Annotated in this window: 20 protein-coding genes and 1 pseudogene; 1 reads left to right on the top strand and 20 read right to left on the bottom strand. The window is 38.1% G+C overall.

The window, feature by feature from the left end; all coding sequences use genetic code 11:
- The 12 genes from FQ204_RS02890 to FQ204_RS02835 all read right to left on the bottom strand — a co-directional run.
- Positions 1 to 1,196 (bottom strand): Ig-like domain-containing protein (locus tag FQ204_RS02890; RefSeq protein ID WP_260843542.1); only part of this gene is annotated, 1,196 nt, incomplete at its 3' end.
- Between the two features lie 615 nt (positions 1,197 to 1,811).
- Positions 1,812 to 2,132: a TfoX/Sxy family protein gene (locus FQ204_RS02885; protein ID WP_144208404.1), complete on the bottom strand. Its 321-nt coding sequence runs from the start codon at positions 2,130 to 2,132 to the stop codon at positions 1,812 to 1,814.
- 2 nt (positions 2,133 to 2,134) lie between these two features.
- Entirely contained in the window at positions 2,135 to 2,635 is a 501-nt protein-coding gene (locus tag FQ204_RS02880) for a GNAT family N-acetyltransferase (protein ID WP_144208401.1), read from the bottom strand.
- Between the two features lie 14 nt (positions 2,636 to 2,649).
- The gene (locus FQ204_RS02875) at positions 2,650 to 2,811 is read right to left on the bottom strand and encodes a DUF3781 domain-containing protein (protein ID WP_260843541.1); all 162 of its coding nucleotides are present in this window, start codon (positions 2,809 to 2,811) and stop codon (positions 2,650 to 2,652) included.
- A gap of 58 nt (positions 2,812 to 2,869) precedes the next feature.
- A complete protein-coding gene (locus FQ204_RS02870) occupies positions 2,870 to 3,934 on the bottom strand; it encodes a PhoH family protein (RefSeq protein WP_144208399.1) in 1,065 nt (354 codons plus the stop codon).
- 74 nt (positions 3,935 to 4,008) lie between these two features.
- Complete coding sequence (locus FQ204_RS02865; RefSeq protein WP_003028019.1) at positions 4,009 to 4,224, bottom strand: YozE family protein; 216 nt, start codon at positions 4,222 to 4,224, stop codon at positions 4,009 to 4,011.
- Complete coding sequence (locus tag FQ204_RS02860) at positions 4,221 to 5,750, bottom strand: hypothetical protein (RefSeq protein ID WP_186286759.1); 1,530 nt, start codon at positions 5,748 to 5,750, stop codon at positions 4,221 to 4,223. The genes FQ204_RS02865 and FQ204_RS02860 overlap by 4 nt, the downstream gene beginning before the upstream one ends.
- Before the next feature lie 76 nt (positions 5,751 to 5,826).
- Positions 5,827 to 6,195 carry an ASCH domain-containing protein gene (locus tag FQ204_RS02855; RefSeq protein WP_260843540.1) on the bottom strand — a complete coding sequence of 123 codons (369 nt, stop codon included), beginning with the start codon at positions 6,193 to 6,195 and terminating at the stop codon, positions 5,827 to 5,829.
- 93 nt (positions 6,196 to 6,288) lie between these two features.
- Complete coding sequence (gene pyrE, locus FQ204_RS02850) at positions 6,289 to 6,918, bottom strand: orotate phosphoribosyltransferase (protein ID WP_144208396.1); 630 nt, start codon at positions 6,916 to 6,918, stop codon at positions 6,289 to 6,291.
- Between the two features lie 160 nt (positions 6,919 to 7,078).
- Positions 7,079 to 7,771, bottom strand: a complete 693-nt coding sequence (pyrF, locus tag FQ204_RS02845) for an orotidine-5'-phosphate decarboxylase (RefSeq protein ID WP_144208393.1) — start codon at positions 7,769 to 7,771, stop codon at positions 7,079 to 7,081.
- 193 nt (positions 7,772 to 7,964) lie between these two features.
- Complete coding sequence (locus FQ204_RS02840; RefSeq protein ID WP_144208390.1) at positions 7,965 to 8,903, bottom strand: dihydroorotate dehydrogenase; 939 nt, start codon at positions 8,901 to 8,903, stop codon at positions 7,965 to 7,967.
- A gap of 9 nt (positions 8,904 to 8,912) precedes the next feature.
- Positions 8,913 to 9,719 carry a dihydroorotate dehydrogenase electron transfer subunit gene (locus FQ204_RS02835; protein WP_144208387.1) on the bottom strand — a complete coding sequence of 269 codons (807 nt, stop codon included), beginning with the start codon at positions 9,717 to 9,719 and terminating at the stop codon, positions 8,913 to 8,915.
- 192 nt (positions 9,720 to 9,911) lie between these two features.
- On the opposite strand from FQ204_RS02835, the gene FQ204_RS02830 reads away from it, so the two are divergent.
- On the top strand, positions 9,912 to 10,820 hold the full coding sequence (locus FQ204_RS02830) for a LysR family transcriptional regulator (RefSeq protein ID WP_144208384.1): 909 nt from the start codon (positions 9,912 to 9,914) through the stop codon (positions 10,818 to 10,820).
- Positions 10,821 to 11,186: 366 nt separating this feature from the next.
- On the opposite strand, the gene FQ204_RS02825 is transcribed toward FQ204_RS02830, so the two are convergent.
- The 8 genes and pseudogenes from FQ204_RS02825 to thrB form a co-directional block, all read right to left on the bottom strand.
- The gene (locus FQ204_RS02825; protein WP_144208381.1) at positions 11,187 to 11,627 is read right to left on the bottom strand and encodes a cupin domain-containing protein; all 441 of its coding nucleotides are present in this window, start codon (positions 11,625 to 11,627) and stop codon (positions 11,187 to 11,189) included.
- 24 nt (positions 11,628 to 11,651) lie between these two features.
- Complete coding sequence (locus tag FQ204_RS02820; RefSeq protein ID WP_144208377.1) at positions 11,652 to 12,395, bottom strand: carboxymuconolactone decarboxylase family protein; 744 nt, start codon at positions 12,393 to 12,395, stop codon at positions 11,652 to 11,654.
- Positions 12,396 to 12,490: 95 nt separating this feature from the next.
- Positions 12,491 to 13,375, bottom strand: a complete 885-nt coding sequence (locus FQ204_RS02815) for a LysR family transcriptional regulator (RefSeq protein WP_144208374.1) — start codon at positions 13,373 to 13,375, stop codon at positions 12,491 to 12,493.
- A gap of 95 nt (positions 13,376 to 13,470) precedes the next feature.
- A pseudogene (locus FQ204_RS02810) lies at positions 13,471 to 14,709 on the bottom strand (MFS transporter).
- A 363-nt stretch (positions 14,710 to 15,072) separates the two neighbouring features.
- Entirely contained in the window at positions 15,073 to 15,915 is an 843-nt protein-coding gene (locus FQ204_RS02805) for an alpha/beta hydrolase (RefSeq protein ID WP_144208371.1), read from the bottom strand.
- Positions 15,908 to 17,236: a PTS sugar transporter subunit IIC gene (locus FQ204_RS02800; protein WP_144208368.1), complete on the bottom strand. Its 1,329-nt coding sequence runs from the start codon at positions 17,234 to 17,236 to the stop codon at positions 15,908 to 15,910. The genes FQ204_RS02805 and FQ204_RS02800 overlap by 8 nt, the downstream gene beginning before the upstream one ends.
- Before the next feature lie 158 nt (positions 17,237 to 17,394).
- Positions 17,395 to 18,324 (bottom strand): hypothetical protein, encoded by a 930-nt coding sequence (locus tag FQ204_RS02795; protein WP_144208365.1) that lies wholly within the window; start codon positions 18,322 to 18,324, stop codon positions 17,395 to 17,397.
- A 118-nt stretch (positions 18,325 to 18,442) separates the two neighbouring features.
- Positions 18,443 to 19,309, bottom strand: coding sequence for a homoserine kinase (gene thrB, locus FQ204_RS02790; protein WP_144208362.1), 867 nt, complete (start codon positions 19,307 to 19,309; stop codon positions 18,443 to 18,445).

Here is a 19,309-nt window from a genome sequence, read left to right as displayed (position 1 = left end):
CCTGATTTTGGTGACTTCTCTTTTACAATGTACTTCCCATCAGAAAGAGCCTTTGTAAGAGCAATACCATTTTCATCAGTTGTTACTTCCTGAACTTTAGACCTATCACTTTTTCGTAGAATTTCAAAGACAACGCCTGCCAACTTAACACCTGCATCAGCTTCATCGAATTTAGTGATTTTGATCTTACCAGCAATATCGGCAGTAACTGTGGCACCCGCAGATTTAACAGACTTCATTGTCAATGAGTACTCTTTACTTTCATTGACCTTTTCACCCCATTTTTTCCAAGTTAATTGCGGTTCGTTATCAATCCAGTACTGAGCGGAGTTTTTCACCTCTGAAGTATCTGCCGGTGAAGTGGTACGGTACTCTAGCAAAAAGCTCTTGTTCCCCATATTGGTCGGCATGAGCAATTCATAACTACGTTTACCATTGGTAAAAGTCAGCAAGGCCGAATTGTCCGTATCCTTTTTATACTCCTCTGGATCAGTAGTCACTCTATACTGTTTGATTTGGTTTTTGACACCAGGTTCATTGGTATTTGTCGAAATGTATTCTACTTCCCATAGATCAAAGGTAGACTCTATATAAGTCGCAAATGCCCCCAGACTGAGATTATCTTTAATCTTAACAGCATGACCATCCATATTTTGTTTTGAACGGTTAATACGCATGTTCCATCCGATTTGAGGAAGGCTTCCGTGGTTCCAACCACCTTTATAAATCAGCTCACCTTCAACAGGAGCCACATTAAATGGTCTCGTCTTAAAGGTTATTTCCTGTGTTTTACCACCTGGTATCTTATAGGTAACTTTCTTTTCTTCTTTTGTAACTGTTTCTTTTGCAGTTGCAACAAAGTTCCCTCGGATATTTTGCTTATCTTTGACTGCTTCATTAAAAGTGAAAAGCAGCTGATGTTTGTCCTTTTCTACCTTCACAGTTCCCATCTTTGTATTTGAATTTGTATCGATTAAATCCATAGTTCTATCTTCCAAATTCAAATTGTCAGGAGCTTTTACGATAAAGTAATCTCCTGGCTTAATCTCGTTCACCGGTACTCCAGAAAATGAGAAGTCACCCGAAAATTTCAAAGCCACTTCGGTTGTGGTTTCATTATGCCATCCGATTGAGTCATCACCTGTAGAGGCAATGGTTATTTTCAGGTTATCGAAATGTGCCCTTACTTGTAACATCAGCAGCAGACACTCGCTGGACGTTCCAGAAACCTATAACAGTAAAGACCGTGAATAAAGATAAAAAGAAAATTATCCACTTCTTTGTCTTCATAATAAATTTCTCCTTTTTCTAATTTTTTATAAGCTAATAGCACAAATATTGATATTATACTACAATTACTATTATACTTCAAATCAGTTAAAAAAACTATATCCTTTAAGGAAGTTTTCTTGACAGATTGTCACCCTTTGATTTATTTTTACTATGAGAAAAGTAATTAAGACTATTTCACGAAACACAACAATAAAAGTGCTATAAAATTCATACAAAGAGTACTTCTACTGGAGATTATGGACTTTTTGAAAGACCAAAACAACATTAACATCGTTCTTGAGCTCCCATACCCCAACGCTAAGCTAAAGACTATCAACAAGCTCTTCCAAGTCATCAAACAAAATGTTTTTAGCTTTTGAAACTTTGATAAGATAAAAAACGCATTCCCCCTTTTTATCCACTAAAGTAATCTTCCGCTGCCTGTCATTTAAATTCGGAGCTATATTTGGTAAATTGGTTACCTTTTTTAGCCATAACAAAAAAGCCCATAGCAGGCTTCTTTGTTGCTTTGTTCACATTTACTTTTTCTTTTTAGGTTTGGGCGTTGGCAGTTGATCATACATAGCTAAAATCAAGTCTTCTAGAAACACCTTATTATCAAGGTCTTCCACTAAAATCATTTCTTTAGCACCTTCGTATGGACACTCAAACGAAGGTTGGTCAATCTTATCTAAGACTGCTTGCACGGGTTTAACTAAAAAGCGATTATCATAAATGCCGCCAATAATCTTGCCACGGAAGTAAAGAATATACTCCCCCATCATAGCACGGTAAGTCACATCATCTAATCTCGATAATTGCTCCAAAACAAATTCCAAATAGTTTTTACTTGATGCCATTTCTATCCTCCTAAGCTCCGTTCAACGATAACAATCGTATAGAGTGCTTGCTTAACCTCGTATCCAATTGGTTTAAAGCTCTGCTTTTCCCAAAAATGCTGAGATTGAAGATTCCCCTTGACATAAGCTAAACGTGCTTTTCGAAAGTTCTTAGCAAAATAAGCTAACGCTTCTGTCACAATCTGACCGCCAGTTCCCTTTCCCTGATAGGCCTGATCAACCATAAACAAACCAATAAAAACAGTCTCCTCATCAGGATATGCATAGACAAAATCCATAACAGCCACAAGGTTAGAATTATTCCAAAAGCCAACATAAAATTTATCAGACTTGGCTTTCCCCTCAGGTAGACGGAGCATATCCTCTTTTACACTTGCCAAATTTGGCTCTGGTGGACAATGCTGAAAATACAGAGGATTGCTTTCATATAAAGATAAAATACTTGGAATATCCTTTTCAGTTAGTATTCTACAGCTATAATGCTTAGATAGTTGAGCAATCATCTTTTTTTAAATTCTTACTTTCTGTGTCCTGTAATGATGGTATAGGATGATGCACTGATGGTCAACAAAATATGGTCATCATCAGCCACATAGAAGTTCTTTCTATTGTGACTAATCGTTGTCTCAGATCTTTGGATAAAACCTTTAGCCCATACAACTGGATTTTCCTCTCTCAAAAGCAGATTTTTTTGCAGACGTACTTATCCAAGATCAGTCGTGTGCAACTTGTCCAGATTAACTAAGAGATAGCCCTTCATCATCTTCTGACTCCTTGGCTGACTCGCTGACGATTTCGTGACTAACTAAACTAGAATTTTCTTCTTTAGAAAAATGACTATGCACCACTTCTGTAGAATGTTCATAGGCTTGGATAATCTCTGCAACCACAGGATGACGAACAACGTCCTTGGCTGATAAGTAAACAAAATCAATCTGCTTGATATTCTTCAATTTCTCTGTCGCATCAATGAGACCTGATTTACTATTCTTTGGCAAGTCAATCTGGCTAATATCCCCATTGACAATCATCTTGGAATTAAAACCAAGTCGAGTCAGAAACATCTTCATCTGCATAATAGTCGTATTTTGCGCTTCATCTAAGATGACAAAGGCATCATCCAATGTTCGTCCACGCATATAAGCCAAAGGAGCTATCTCAATGATTTCTCGCTCCATAAGACGCGTTGTTTGATCCTTACCTAAAATCTGATACAATGCATCGTAAACTGGCCGCAGATAAGGATCTACCTTTTCCTTTAGATCCCCTGGTAAAAATCCCAGACTCTCGCCCGCTTCTACTGCAGGACGGGTCAAAATAATCCGCTTGACCTGACCGCGTTTGAGTGCTGTCACTGCCAAGGTCACCGCAAGAAAGGTTTTTCCTGTCCCTGCTGGTCCAATCCCAAAGACAACATCATGATTCTTAATGCTATCGACATAGATTTTCTGACCTAAGGTCTTGACACGAATGGGCTTGCCATAAGAATCTTTGATAATTTCTTCCTCATACAGAGCCACAAACTTATCAATTTCACCATTTTTGACCATTGTAATAGCTGTCACTACATCTGGTGTTCCAACTGTCATTCCACGGTTGACTAAGACTAGCAGAGCTTGAATAACCTGACGAGTCTCCTCACAAGCTGCTTCGCTACCGATAATCTGGACAATCTCCGTCCTTGCATGAATGGTTACCTGCAACTCCTGTTCCATTAAACGTAAGTGGCGTTCATTGGAACCAAAAAGATGAAAAGTATCGTCTGGATGCTGTAGGGTAATTTCTACTGAATGTTCTTGCAAACAAAGAACCTCTTTCTTCACATTATTTACTATATTATAGCAAAGTAACTTGGAAAATTCTATCTTTTCCTGAACTAATGAGCCTGATATTCTTCCCAAATCGCATCAAAGTCGCTGAGATTAAAGGAAAAATCAGCATGTTCTTCTAAATAGCGACTGACTTCATCAAAATCATCCGTATGCTTAGGAAAAGTCGGTTCATGAAAAACTAAATCGGCGAGTATTGCCTTAGGCGCTTTGCTTTTGGGATTGCGCTCCGTCATCAACCAAGTGTAAAACGATTTTCTCATTCTACCTTTTCTCCTTTCTTACTTTTTAACCAATTCGGTAAATATTCAGTCAAACCTAACGCAGACAATATGATAATTTGGGGTAAAAATTGTATCAAATACCGCGTCTTTCCACCTTCAAAAATAAGCAAAAACAACAAGCCTCCAAAAACTGCAAGACTGACACAATTCAATTTATCATTTGCACAATATTTCCACAAGGCAAAAACAAGTCCCAGACTCATCACAATCCAAACAACCTGCTTCACAGTCTCATAATAGCGATACTCACTCTTATCCACACTTAGAAAATAGGTTCTGATAAACTGCGTCACAGGATTCTGTTTTGTATAAGGATAAAGTGGTGAGATATAGGGCGTTTTCTCATATTCCACATCTCGATATAACCAACCCAGAGTTCCCTCTGAAACAGTTAATGAATGCTTATAGTAAAGATGACTGAGAAATCCTAAAAACGAATATTCTTTTAAACGCCGCTTGATTTCTTTTTTGACATTTTCTTGCTTGAACATTCCATTATTATACTGTTCTCGCTGATCTACATCAATGTATTGAAGCAAGCCCTCTTTCATGTCTTCTTGATCGTGTCCAATAAAGGTCAACCCTAAGTCGATAAAGAGCAAGGGACTTTTCGCTAATCCATTCCCTTGTATCAGTGTCACTTCTGTTTGTGTCGCTTTCAAATAGTTCCCGCCGAGAGAAATCATGCTAAACGATAAGAGAAAGGTGAAAAAGATTAGGATAAATTTCTTCCATTCCTTTTTGAAAAACAGCAACATAAAACCTGCCATAATGACAATCAACACAGTTGGTCGAATCAGAACTGCAAGACCACTTATCAAGCCCAATCCAATTGTCTTTATGAAGAGTACCCTTTTATCCTGCCATTGAAGTCCAAATAAATCAAAAAGCAAGAATGTTTGTAAAGCGATGAGCGGAAGAGGCCATATATCCGTGTACATCGAATAAAAATAAGGTGAAAAGCCAACTAGCAAGACATACAAACTAAATGTCATATCAGCAGCAGACTTGCTCACATGTTTTTTCATTCCCTTGTACAAAATGAGAGCTGTTATGTCGGCATAAAACATATTTAACCCTTGCAAAATCCATAAAGCTGAACTTCCAAAGATATTATAAAAAAAGCGCTCGTACAAAAAGAGAAACAGATTATTCGGATTGCGTGTCAAATAACTAGAAATAGAAGATTCTTTTAAATATTTAAAAGCACCGTTAAAAACAACTGCTGCATCTCGCCGAATCAACAACTGAGCAGACAAAAGCATTGCTAACTGAAATACAATAACCGCTATCATAATAGCAACTTTGTGCTTCATCAGGTAGTGGTAGCATTTTTTTACATTTCCTAAATAACGATAAGCCAGAAACGCTAGTATCGCCACTCCAATCAAAGCCAGACTAGAAATTGTCCCTAGATGAATAATCGCAGTAAAAAACCAATGCAAGCCCACAATTAACATGATTTTTTGCAAGATTCCAAAGAAAAAAGAGTACATTTTTAGCATAGGACCATTATATCAAAATCTAATTTATTTCGCTATTTAAAAAACAACAATCATCAGATTGCTGCTTAACGTCTAATTACGTGCTACGTCCGTTTTCTTCATTATCTAAAAGATAATCTTCTAAAACAGTAAAAATTTCTGTAACAACCAAAACAGACTCCGAAAATTCTAATCCTTCTTCTGGCAAGGTTTTACGCCAATAATCACTAAAAATAGTCTGCCAATCTCTCAAACTGCGATTGCCTTCCCCTTCTAAAAAAGCTTCTTCTGCTGTCACTTGATGAAAGGGACGGACAAGAACTTCTTTTATCACCATGACCAAGGCACGACTAGGATTATCCATTCTATCTAGCATAATGGAGACTTCCCCAACTTTAGGTAATGATTCCTTTTCTTTTTCATACTCTTCAAACCAAGAACTTGTCGCTTGCTTGACTCCTCTCAAGGTCAAATCATATAAATCTGAAAATTCATCTGGATGCGCCCAAATTTCTGCTTGCGGATAATTCCTACTTATGTTCTACCAGATTCATTGTCCTTATTCCTGCCAATTTTCTTGGTCATGTTTAAATTTCTCAAGTAGAGCCAAACCTTCTGCTGAAACATAGCCTTCTTGTTCTGCCAGATTGATCAATTCAGTATAGTTAGATAAGGTCACTAGTTTCACGCCTGCATCTGAAAAATTCTTTTCTGCTCTAGGTAATTCGTAAGTGAAAATAGCCACTACTCCAATGACATCTGCACCTTCCCGCTTCGCTGCTGCAACGGCATCCAAAACAGAACCACCAGTTGAAATCAAATCCTCAACCACGACCATTTTTTGACCTGATTTTACCCGACCTTCAATCTGATTTCCAGCCCCATGATCTTTAGGTTTGCTACGAATATAGGCAAAGGGCAGATTCATCTTGTCTGCAATAATAGCACCATGAGGAATACCCGCTGTCGCTGTTCCAGCAATCACTTCTACTTCTGGAAATTCAGCCTTGATTTTCTCTACAAAACCATTTTCAATCAACGTTCGCGTTTCTGGATAGGCCAAGGTCACACGATTGTCTGTATAAATTGGAGACTTAATACCACTAGCCCAAGTGAAAGGTTCTTTCGGTTTCAAGTAAACAGCCTCAATTTTCAATAAGTCACGGGCAATATCTTTTGCTAAAGTCATGATTTCTCCTTTTGATATGATTCTTTTTATAATTCTATATGATTTCATTCATACACATCATTCGCTATCGTAATTTTTAGAAATCAGCAAGATAGTCTATAAATTTCCAAGATTTAGCAATCTATGCAGAAAGACACAAAATCATATTTTATTTGTCTTCTTAACTGTTCCACTGTCTTTTAATTTCGTGGTAAGCATCCCAAGGATTTTCAGCCTGAATGATAGGACGTCCGACTACAATATAATTACTGCCAATCTGATGCGCTTCTTGCGGCGTCATAACCCGTTTTTGATCCCCGATTTCAGAACCAGATGGTCGAATACCTGGCGTTACACAAAGAAAATCGTCTGCCGTCGCTTCTTTAATCAACTCTACTTCCAAAGCCGAACAAACTACGCCATCCAGTCCAGCCTCCTTAGCCTTGCGAGCATAATTGACTACAGATTCCTGTACTGTTGTTTGGATATTTTGACAGTCGCGCATATCCTCTTCACTAGTGGAGGTCAACTGAGTAACGGCTACCAGTTTGGCCTTGTCTCCAAGAACTTTTTTAGCTTCACGCATCATCTCTACACCACCAGCAGCATGAACCGTCACCATATCAATCCCAAAAGTACCCAAAACTGACATAGCTGAACGAACTGTATTTGGAATGTCGTGCAATTTCAAATCTAGGAAAATGCTGTGTCCCAAACCTTTCAGATAATGCACAATTTCCGGACCAATGGCATAGAAAAATTCCATACCAATTTTTACATAAAGCTTTTCGTCTTCTGGAAAATGCTCCAAAAACTCCTTGACATCATCAAAGGATGGAAAGTCTAGGGCAATAATAGGACGTTCTTCACGCATGAGGGATAATCTCCTTATTTTTACTGGTAATACTCATAAAGAAAAACCTTGCCTGAGAGCAAGGTTACACGAAAATCAGCATTTTATTGCCATTTTAAACCGTATGTGCCTTGGAGCCTCTCTGGACTTCTTTAAAGGTTTTATTTCATTTATTTTATAATTTACTTTGTCTCTTGTCAAGCAAAAAATCAAACTAAAGCAAATTTTCCTTGACTTCTGCTCGCAGACTTTCCAAACTCTCAATGCCATACTTATCCATGACTTTAGGCAGGTTCTCAATGATATTAGGACAAGCATACGGATCGGTAAAGTTTGCCGTACCAACACCAATAGCGGATGCTCCAGCAATAAACATTTCAATGGCAGCTTCTGCTGAGTCTACTCCACCCATGCCAATAATGGGCAAGTCGCTAGATTGGGCTACTTGACGAATTAACTTCAAGGCAACTGGAAAAACAGCTGGTCCTGACATACCGCCCGTTCCATTTGCAATAATGGGTTTTCTGCTTTTTAAATCAAACCGCATGCCAACTAAAGTGTTAATCATAGTAAAGCCAGAAATTCCAGCAGCTTCAACTGCCTTAGCTATCTGCGTAATATCTGCTACACTAGGTGTCAATTTTACATAGACCGGCACTTCCGACACATCTACTGCTGCCTTCGCAGCCTCATACGCCAAATCTGGCACCTGCCCAATCAATAATCCTCCATTGCCATGATCCACATTAGGGCAAGAAATATTGAGTTCAATCGCCTTGACGTTTGGTGCTTGCGAAATTTTTCCTGCAACAAAAGCATACTCTTCATTGGAAAATCCAGCAACATTAGCAATAATCGGCAGATTAGGATAATGTTGAGCCAGCCAAGGAAGTTTTTCTGCTAACACCACATCTACGCCAGGATTTTGTAAGCCAATAGCATTAAGCATACCGGCTGGTGTTTCCGCCACGCGCGGTGTCGGATTGCCAAAACGAGGATTCTGCGTGCTTGCTTTAATCATTATCGAACCAAGCACATCCAGAGCATAATATTTGGCATATTCCTGACCAAAACCAAAACAACCCGAAGCTGGAATAATTGGATTTTTCAGTTCCAATCCTGGAAGAGAAACTGCTAAACGATTTTTCGACATGCTAACCTCCTACACCAAAACTGTACCAGTCTCAAAAACGGGACCGTCTTCACAAACGCGTTTATTGACTGATTGAGCCTCACCAGCCACATGAAGTACACAAGCATAGCAAGCACCCATTCCACAAGCCATTCGTGACTCCATAGAAATGTAAGCTCGCGGATGGCTACGAAATGTTTCATCAACATATTTGAGCATACCGGGAGCGCCGCAAGCATAAACCGCTGTAAAACTTTCTGGCAACTCATTCACAACAGAGGAAACATAGCCTTTGCGACCATAAGAACCGTCATCTGTTGTTACAATGACACGACCGTATTTTTTCATCTCTTCTTCCAAAATAACAGCAGATTTTGTTGCAAATCCAAGAACTGAAGTGACCTTGACTCCTTTGCTGTGTAATTCTTTTGCTACTTGTAGCAAGGGCGGAACCCCAATCCCTCCTCCAATTATAAGAGCTGTATCACCAACGTCCAAACCAGATAAATCAAAACCATTGCCTTGAGGTCCCATGACATCTAACTGAAACCCCTTTTGCAGTTGAGAGAAAATTTCCGTGCCCGCTCCTTCTATCCTGTAAATAATCCGACAGATTTTCTGTTCTCTGTTAATCTCCGAAATCGAAATAGGACGTCGTAAAAGTTTCGCATCATCTGGAACTCGAATATGCAGAAACTGACCAGCCTTCATTTGACTAACCATTTCTCCTTGCAAATTCATAGTAAAAATTCGCGGAGCAATTTCCTCTTGGTCTATAATCGTCATTTTCTCCATCACGATTTTTCCAAATCTTGTCTTACACGAGCTATTTACCATCTCTACCTCATTTCTTTATTAAAAAAGACCCTGCATATACACGCAAGGTTTCACGAAAATAGAGAGCAGAATTTCTCACTCTTCTTTCAACTGAAACCTTGGAAGTCTCGCTGGACTTTCTTAAAGGTTAAATTTAACATATTTTACAACTTCAAAAGTGTTTTGTCAATGCTAATATGATAAAATAGATTCATGAGAATTCAGCAATTACATTATATTATCAAAATCGTCGAAACTGGCAGTATGAACGAAGCTGCCAAACAGTTGTTTATCACCCAGCCCAGTCTGTCTAATGCTGTACGTGATTTGGAAAATGAAATGGGGATTGAGATTTTTATCCGAAATCCCAAAGGCATTACCCTAACTAAGGACGGCATGGAATTTCTCTCCTATGCCCGTCAGGTGGTAGAGCAAACCCAGCTACTGGAAGAACGTTATAAAAATCCCGTTGCAAACCGAGAACTTTTCAGCGTTTCCTCCCAACACTACGCCTTTGTGGTCAATGCTTTCGTATCTCTGCTCAAGAAGAGTGACATGGAAAAGTATGAGCTTTTCTTGCGTGAAACGCGAACTTGGGAAATCATTGATGACGTCAAAAATTTCCGTAGTGAAATTGGTGTTCTTTTTCTCAACAGCTACAACCGCGATGTCCTCTCTAAAATGCTAGATGACAATCACTTGCTTGCCACTCATCTCTTTACTGCACAGCCCCATATTTTTGTTAGCAAGAGCAATCCTCTAGCCAAGAAAAAATTGGTTCAATTATCAGACTTAGAAGATTTTCCTTACCTCAGCTACGATCAAGGAACCCACAATTCCTTTTACTTTTCAGAAGAAATCCTATCCCAAGAACACCATAAAAAATCCATCGTTGTCAGTGACCGAGCAACCCTTTTCAATCTTTTGATTGGTCTTGACGGTTACACTATCGCAACTGGTATTCTCAACAGCAATCTCAACGGTGACAATATTGTTTCCATTCCGCTAGATATTGATGACCCTATTGAGCTGGTTTATATTAAACACGAAAAAGCTAGCTTGTCTAAAATGGGGGATAAATTCATTGAGTACCTGTTAGAAGAAGTTCAATTTGATAAGTAAACCATAATCATCTGTTCCACTCTTATGTGTGATAAACAATGAAATTTTTATGTTATATTTTCTCCCATCGCTTTACAATAGGCTTGAATCCTTTTATTGTACTGCGGTGGGAGTTTTTTCTACAATTTTCGTCTTTCTGCCTAGCGGGCGAACTATATTTCATAGATAGAATAGTCTGAAAGCTCACAATTAAAAACAGCACAAACTTTTTCACTCTCGGTTTGTGCTGTTTTCTTTAATACATCGGTCTGTCGCCATCCGTTCCTGGCTTTGAAATGCCTAGACTAGCGTAGCTGTGTAAAGACGGTTCTTTTATGATACGAACAATCAAATCCGCAATACTTACTCTTGAAATGATTGTTTCTTCTAATCCTTCAATTGATTATATTCTTCGTCTGAAACAGCTTCACACCATTCATTTGACAAATCTTCTCCTGGAACACCAATCGCTATATGACTGAACCAAGAATCTTTCTTAGCGCCATGCCAATGTTTTACATTAGCCGGAATAACGATTACAGAACCTTCAGATAAACTAACGGCTTCTTTGCCTTCTTCTTGATACCAGCCTTCACCAGCCGTACAAATCAAAATCTGTCCACCGCCCTTGCTAGCATGATGAATATGCCAATTATTTCGACAACTAGGCTCAAAGGTAACATTATGAAGGGCAATCACACCATCTTTTGTTGCACCAACGGCATTTAGATAAGATTGACCGATAAAGTATTGAGCATAAGCATCATTTGATGTGCCAAGTCCGAAATGATTTGCCTTATCAAAGGCTTCTTTTGTTTGATATTTCATTTTTCTACTTCCTTTGTGATAAATTTACTGTTGTGCATTTGCAACTTCGTTGATACAGCTAAGTGCATTGAGAGTACGTGGATAACCGATATAAGGGATACAGACAGAGATGACTGCAATTAACAACGTTTTATCATTTCCCAAGCGAAGATTGGCTGCAATATGTCCCTTCAACTGCGGTTCACAGCCTCCTTGAGAATAAAGATAACAGAATGTCAACAATTCACGCTCTGTGTAATCAAGCCCAAAACGAGTATAATAATCACAAAAACAATTATCTACCAACCATTTGTTGATATGGCGTACATCTGGCTCGCCTTTTGTTGCAAAATCCTTCATTTGATTGCCAAAAATTGCAATTTGTGCTGCTTCACCGGCTTCTAAGCGAGTTTGATTTTTCGGATTTTTTTGACTAGCCAAAGGAAGTGACATTCCTTGATTGGTAAAAATCGTATTTGTCATTGTTATAAAGGAATAGACACGACTAAGCCCTAAATAAGCGACTGCTTGATACAGCAATTCTTTGACTTCCACAGCTTTTACCCCATTGTTCAAAGCAATTGGGAGAACTTCTTTGTAAAGCTCAAATCCTTGACTTCCGACCAACACTGCTAAAATCGCTAAGTAATATCGCCTTTTATCTAATGAAAAGGGAAGGTCTCTTGGCACCTCCTGAAAGGCAAATTGTTTAAAAAGCGTAACAAACTCTGGGTCTGTTTCAGATAAGCCCATCAAATCTGGAAAAGAGATTTCATTATCGCTATCCATGATATTTCTCCTCGCTTTCTTCTTTATATTGTTATTGTACTGCTTTATTTATTGCAAATCAATCTAAATTATAGAAAAACTCAGATAAGCAAAACTTATCTGAAATATTTCCTAGCAATATCTAAAAAATCCTCTATGTAAGGATGAGCGTGCTCTAAGTGATAAAAGAGAAAATAATCACGCTCTATTGGCTGTTTGTCATCATTTAAAAGAGGAAGTTCACAATATGGGAGAGAAGCTGGTTTCTCATACATTTTTTTAAAGGGAAAATAAGCATGAGAAACCATTAGCTGAAGTGCTGCTTCTTCGTGCGAAAAAACGAAGTGAAATTCAGACTTAAAACCAAGATTATCTCGATAATAATCTGACTCTAGTCTTTCTTGCCCCTTAATGGCTAATAATAAGGCTGGATAAGCCTGCAAATCATTCAAGCGAACAGATGTTGATTGTAACAAGGGGTGATCTTGCCCAGTTCTGATATAAAGTGGAAAAGAGGTCAAAGGAATATTGGCATAATTCTCTGAAAAAGCTTTCCGCTGGTCACTAATCGTCACATCCAACTTTTGCTGACGCAAAGCAAGACCAATTTCTTCATGACTTCCCACTGTGATTTCCAGTTGAACACTTGGAAAACGCTCTTTGAATTCAGCTAAAATCTGTGGAAATACACTTTCTGACATCCCCCACAGCACACCAATTCGCATAGAGACAGGCTGTTCTCCTGTCAAAAGTTGCGTATCTGCAACCAGATCATGATAATCTTCCAACAAATGTTGACTTTTTTGATAAAAAAATTTTCCAGCTCTCGTTAAATGAAATCCTCGATTTTTTCGTTCAAAAAGAGTAACTCCCAACTCCTCCTCTAATGATTTCATCTGCTGGGACATAGGTGATTGCGAAATAAAATTTTCTTCTGCTGCTTCTGTAAAACTTCCTGTACGAATAATATCCTGAAAATAAGACAGCTGTTTAAAATTCATCCCGTTTCCTCCTGTATTTGCCTGATTTCATTATACCATGAAATGCAAAAAGCCTGTCACTTCAATTGGACAGACTTTCATTAAAACTTGATATATTACGCTTCTTTTACAACCAATTCTTCTCCTAATTGTGAGTAACGTTCTGCTTTTAAGTTCTTAATCGTCCATAAGGCAGCAAAGCTAATCAAATAAAGGCTTGCTAGGAAAATCATGACCATTGAGACACTTGAAAAATCTAAAATTTTCCCAATAATCACAGATGAAAAGCCTCCAATTGCACGTCCGACATTTAAGATGACATTATTAGCTGTGGAGCGAATGTGAGCTGGATACAATCTCGTAATCATCGCGCCATAACCAGCAAACATACCGTTTACAAAGAAGCCGACAATCGCACCACCGACAATCATGGCTGGCATTGAATTAGCAAATTGGAAGAGGTAAACACACATGGAAGAAGCTAAAAGAAAGATTGAATAAACAAATCTTGGTCCCCATTTATCAAGGATTTGACCGAAGGTGAGCATTCCCAGACACATTCCCAAAATCGTTGAGACCATCCAAAGTGAGGAATCTTTTACAGAAATATGCAGGCTTGTTTGGATAATGGTCGGAAGCCAGTTCATCATACCAAAATACCCAGCAATTTGCACCGTCGTCATGACCATCAGTGCTACCGTCTGAGCTGTTAGAGCTGGTGTTTTAAACAATTCACTCATTTTAACAGACTGGCGTCCTTCTGCTTTTAATTTCACATTGCCATTATCTCGGATATGATCATCGTCAATCACTAGCATCATCCACAAAACCAAAGCAATAGGGGCAAGGCCAAAGAGGAATAGACCTTTCCAGCCAAGTGCCGGTGCCAACCAACCTGCTAAAAGCGCTGAAGTAATGGAACCGATTTGACCTGCAATTCCGTTTAGAGATGAAATGCGTCCCATTTTTCCAATAGGAACAATTCCTGCCATGATAGCAATGGCAACTCCATACTCTCCGCCAACACCTATCCCAGCAATGAAACGCATGAGATAGAGATAATAAATGTTTTACGTAAAGTAAATCAGCCCTGTCGCTAATGAAAAAATAACAATCGTCCATTTAAAGACTTTGAACTTGTGATAGCGGTCAGCCAGTATACCAAAGATCAAACCACCGACCAACATTCCTAGATTGGTAATCGTCGCAATCCAGCCCCCTTGGGCTCCTGTAACGCCCAATTCTGAAATGATAGACGACATCGAAAAAGCTAAGAACATGACATTTAAGTCGTCTGTTCCTGATGCAACAATCGCAGCAACTAATGCTCGCTTATTATTTTTGTCTAAAGACATGCACATTCTCCTTAATCGTAGCTCACAGACTACATTTATTAATTGAATACAGCCTTAAAAATCAAAAAGCTCAGGAAATCCTGAGCCAAAAGTTTACAGTAAAATAGTAGATTAGCGCACTAATCCATTTTAACGATTACTTTTATGCCTCACAGGACATGATTAAAGTTGTATTTAATTGCATTAAGTATAAAATAGATTAGAAGATTTGTCAAGGGAATTTAACAAATAGTTTTTAGTCTTGTTTCGACAATAAATTACCAAATAGTATACAAAAAAACTGATTAACTTCTTCATCATTTACAAGAACACAAAAAGTTTGGGGTAAAATTGAGGGTTACGAAAGTATCGCTTTTTCTACTCTTAATTTCCTTGATTTCTCTGATTTTGTCTATCTACAAGCCGTTCTTGGACTAAAGACACGACCTCATCATTGGTTGGCAAGTCAGAGTGTTGTGCATCCTCACCTGTAACGGTGGTTTCTGTATAGTGAGCCGCTTGCCCTTGATAAATATACTTGCCAGCACTTACACTTGCATCAGGAACCAATTCATCTGAATCATAGGTAATGGTGCCTGCTACAGAGTACATGGATAAGGTCGTAGGAATATTTTTGCGATTCTTAATGAAATCAGCCAGCATCTCTGTCTTGTTGTTGATGTTTGTTTCAGTGAAATTATAAGGCGTTCCGATTGTCATTAACTTTTTAAGATCCACATCATAATCGCCAAGATAATTTTCAATAAATGCTGTATAAATCAAACCACCATTAGAATGCCCCAGACCTTTAAAATTATTGAAATTATATTTTCCTTGCAAGTCCTCAAAAGCAGCATTGACCATTTTAGCTTGTTTTTTGATGTTACTATAACCATCTTTATTGTTCTCAAATCCGATAACAATAATTGGTTCATTGTCATTGGCAGCAATGGTACCGCTATAAGTAATGCGTCCGTCATTCCAAACTTTCACTTTGAGCAAGCTATGTTTAACCCCGCGACGTCTTTGATTCATCTTTTGAACCAAACCGTCAAAACGATTTTCTGTAGCCGAGCTTCCTGGTATCATAATGATTGGAGACAGGCGAGAATTATAAAATTTAGCAATTTCATCGATATTTTTTCTTGTCCAACTATAAGAAGGGACTGCTAAAGCAATGAGAAATATTAAAACTGTCAGTAAAACAATTTTTACTTGTTTAGTCATGCTTACCTCCTTTTTGATCTATTTGTCGAAGTTCATCATGAATCCGGTCATTAAATCTAACGAAAGGAAGATAAATCATGACATCAATGATAAAAATGAAAATCCCTACAGCTAAAGCTCGCAAACTTCCCCCTGTTCCAATAAAGGCATAAAGTACACTCGGCGCTCCGCTAGGAACTGGATACACAGCTGGTGGCATTATTCTGAAATAAAGAAAAATACTAGCGATAAAGACATTCACCATTGGTATAAGAATAAAAGGAATCAAAAAGAGAAAGTTGAAAAAAATAGGAATCCCGACCATAAAGGCTACGCCGTGGTTAAACAAGGAAGGAAAAATACTCTTCAAACTGACATCGCGATCCTTGTCACTGCGTGATTTCCATAAAATAGCTACAAGCAGAGCCAGCGTCCCTCCAAGCCCCGCAAATACGCCATAAGCATCATAAAGATTTGTTTCTGAAAAAAGATAAGGAACCCCTCTCGTTGTATGATGCTTTAAAGCATAATTAAGGTTATCCAGAGCAAAAGAGTCATTTACAAAAGGAATATCATTAAAAGGATTGCTATTTCCAATCCAAGCACTAAAAGTCCGTAGGGCAGTATTCATCTCAATCACGAAAATATTGTTTTGATTGACAATTAAGCCTGAGAAAAAATTTGCAATCGTTGAAAAAACATTGTAGAGATTTCCCAGATAAATAAGAAAACTACAAACAACTGCCAGTAATAAAGAGGATAGAATAGGAAGAACCGTCTTTGGATGATATATAAAATGTTTATCCACAATTTGATCATCACTTGGACTTGAGAAACGAAAGATTTGTCCTACTACATAGCCAATCAAAATAGCAACCACTAAATTGATATTGACAGGAAGATTGATTCTCGTCAATGCTCCGTCATTTAAGAGCACTGAGAATAACTCTCGCGAATTGACCAGCAAACTAAAAACAAAAGCAGTAATTCCTGCTGTTCCCGTACTACGTCCGTAGTGACCAACTGTATATTTTGCACTAAAATAAGTCGCTAAAGGCCCTGCCATTCCTCCCGTCAGAGCGGTGAAGTTTGTCAAAACCAATCCAATCGTCGAAAAATATGGAAACCAAAGTCGAACTCCAAATAAGTTATTGATATAGCCGTTTGGTGAAAAAACAGATTCTGCCAAAACCATTGTTGTCGTGGTGAGCAAGAAAAAAGGAAACAGCGACACCAAAGTTTCTTGGGTGATTTTAATAAAACTCTTTTGCCGAAAAGCAATCATTTTTTTAATTAAATATTGATCTATATGGCTTTTTCTCGTTAATTTATTGAACATCATAGCTTGATTGTAGCATAGTTGAGACGACAATTCAATTAGGCTGGGGAAAAATAACATTGCTCAATATTTTGACGAATAACTATAGCAAATGTTCAACAGTTTGTAAGTTAGATTTAAAAAAGCTCAGATACAAATCCAAGCTTTGAAATATTTTAAACTTACCCTAATTTTCTTGTAATATACTTTTGTGACTGTGCAGAAAGAGCACTAATAATCATTCCCACAGCTCCAGCACCTGTGAATAATAATAACAAACCAAGATTTGTCCAATAAGAACTATGAATTTCATTACCACTTAAAATATAGTCCGTTAGATAAGTAAAGGCAGTAAAAACATCCACTCCTTCAACTTTAGCAAGCTGAATAGCGTAATCAAACTGATGTGCAATCAGCATCATGATAAGCATAAAGACAGCACTAATCGCAATCCCGACTTTAGACAGCTTTTTACCTAACAATTCGTAGCCTTTTACTGTACAAACTCCCATGACAATGCCTGAGACAACCGCTACATAACCAAGTTGCGCAATCACCAAGGTAACAATTCCCCCTATCAAGCTCCCTAGAAAGACTCCTACCGTTCCTGCTAAGATACTTTCCTTTTGGTGATCATAAACTTGATTTTCAATCGATAAGTTTGAGCTTAATTCTTGAAATGCTTCTGGTGAAAGCAGCAAAAGATTTCCTCCAACTTGATACAAATCTACTTGTCCTGCTTTTCCGGTCTGCTCGCACACATTCGTAAGATTTCTTTCTTTCAAGAACGCGATAATGTCTTGTAATCCCTGACGAATATATTCACGTGTTTTTCCTTTAGTCATACCTGTTTTAATATGAAAAGTTGTTTTATATAAATTGACTTGATAGGTTTTCAGAGCCCTAGAAGATTTCGTCAACTCTTTAAATTCTTCCAAAGATGGTAATGCTTCACCATTTTTTACCGAGCAACAAATACAGTATTGATTTTTTTGATTCGTTTGTTCAATATAGAAAGTATAACCATCTTTTTGACCAAAAATAACAGATGAAGTCTCATCAAACTGCAACCCCAACTCTTCCGCAAGTGCCTGCAAATCAAGTTTATTCATAATTGTACTTCTTTGTATATTCTTTATTTATTATAGCATACATTTGAATTTATAAACAAGGGCAAATTATGTGGAGAAACATAAAAAGAGTTGCAATAACACAACTCTTCATCTTTTCTCATTTTTCTACTCGAACGCCTTGGCAATCAACCTGAAGTTCAAAAACTTGTCCTTTAAATTGTTGCCCTTCTATTTTCTCTTTTATCGTATTCGACTGGCCTTTTGGTGCTAGAACCATCAAAGTAGGTCCTGCTCCTGATAGATAAGTCGCATACGCACCGTTTTTCTTTGCCAACATCTTGATTTTTGGAAATTCCTTAATCAAACCTTGGCGAAAATGCTCATGAAAACGGTCGGACTCAATAGCACGCCCTGCTGTCACCATATCGCCCTTCATTAAAGCGGCAATTGCCACATTCGCCACAGAACTTGCAGCGACAGCTTCTCGATAAGATAAACCTTTTGGAAGAACACCACGGCTGTCTTTGGTGCGCAATTCATAATCTGGAATATAGGCGATAAAGCTTACTTCTGGAAACTCCGTCACCACAGTTGAAACTTTCTCGTTTAAATAACTAGAAATTGTCAAATTTCCATAAATTGCAGGTGCCACATTATCTGGATGTCCTTCAATTTTCGTCGCAAGATTCAATTTTTCAGCATTTGTCAACTGCAAATTTGCCAATTGATTTGCAAGTTCAATTCCTGCAACAATAACGGAACTAGAAGAACCCAGACCACGCGCTAAAGGAATATCACTTGTCATTTTTAAATGATGAGGTTGAATAGCTGGAGCAATTCTGCGCGCCACTTTAATCAATAAATTCCGTTCATTTGAAGGAATACGCCGCTCCAAATCATGCTCAATTAGCCAACGGTCGCTTTTCCCCAAAACTTCAATGGTTAGATATTTACTGACAGCTACACCAACCGAGTCAAATCCCGGACCAATATTTGCGCTCGTTGCAGGTACAATAATTTTCAT

This window comes from Streptococcus constellatus (assembly GCF_902167705.1).
Classification (GTDB): domain Bacteria; phylum Bacillota; class Bacilli; order Lactobacillales; family Streptococcaceae; genus Streptococcus; species Streptococcus constellatus_A.
Note: the sequence above shows the minus strand (reverse complement) of the source record. Positions and strands in the feature narration are given on the sequence as shown.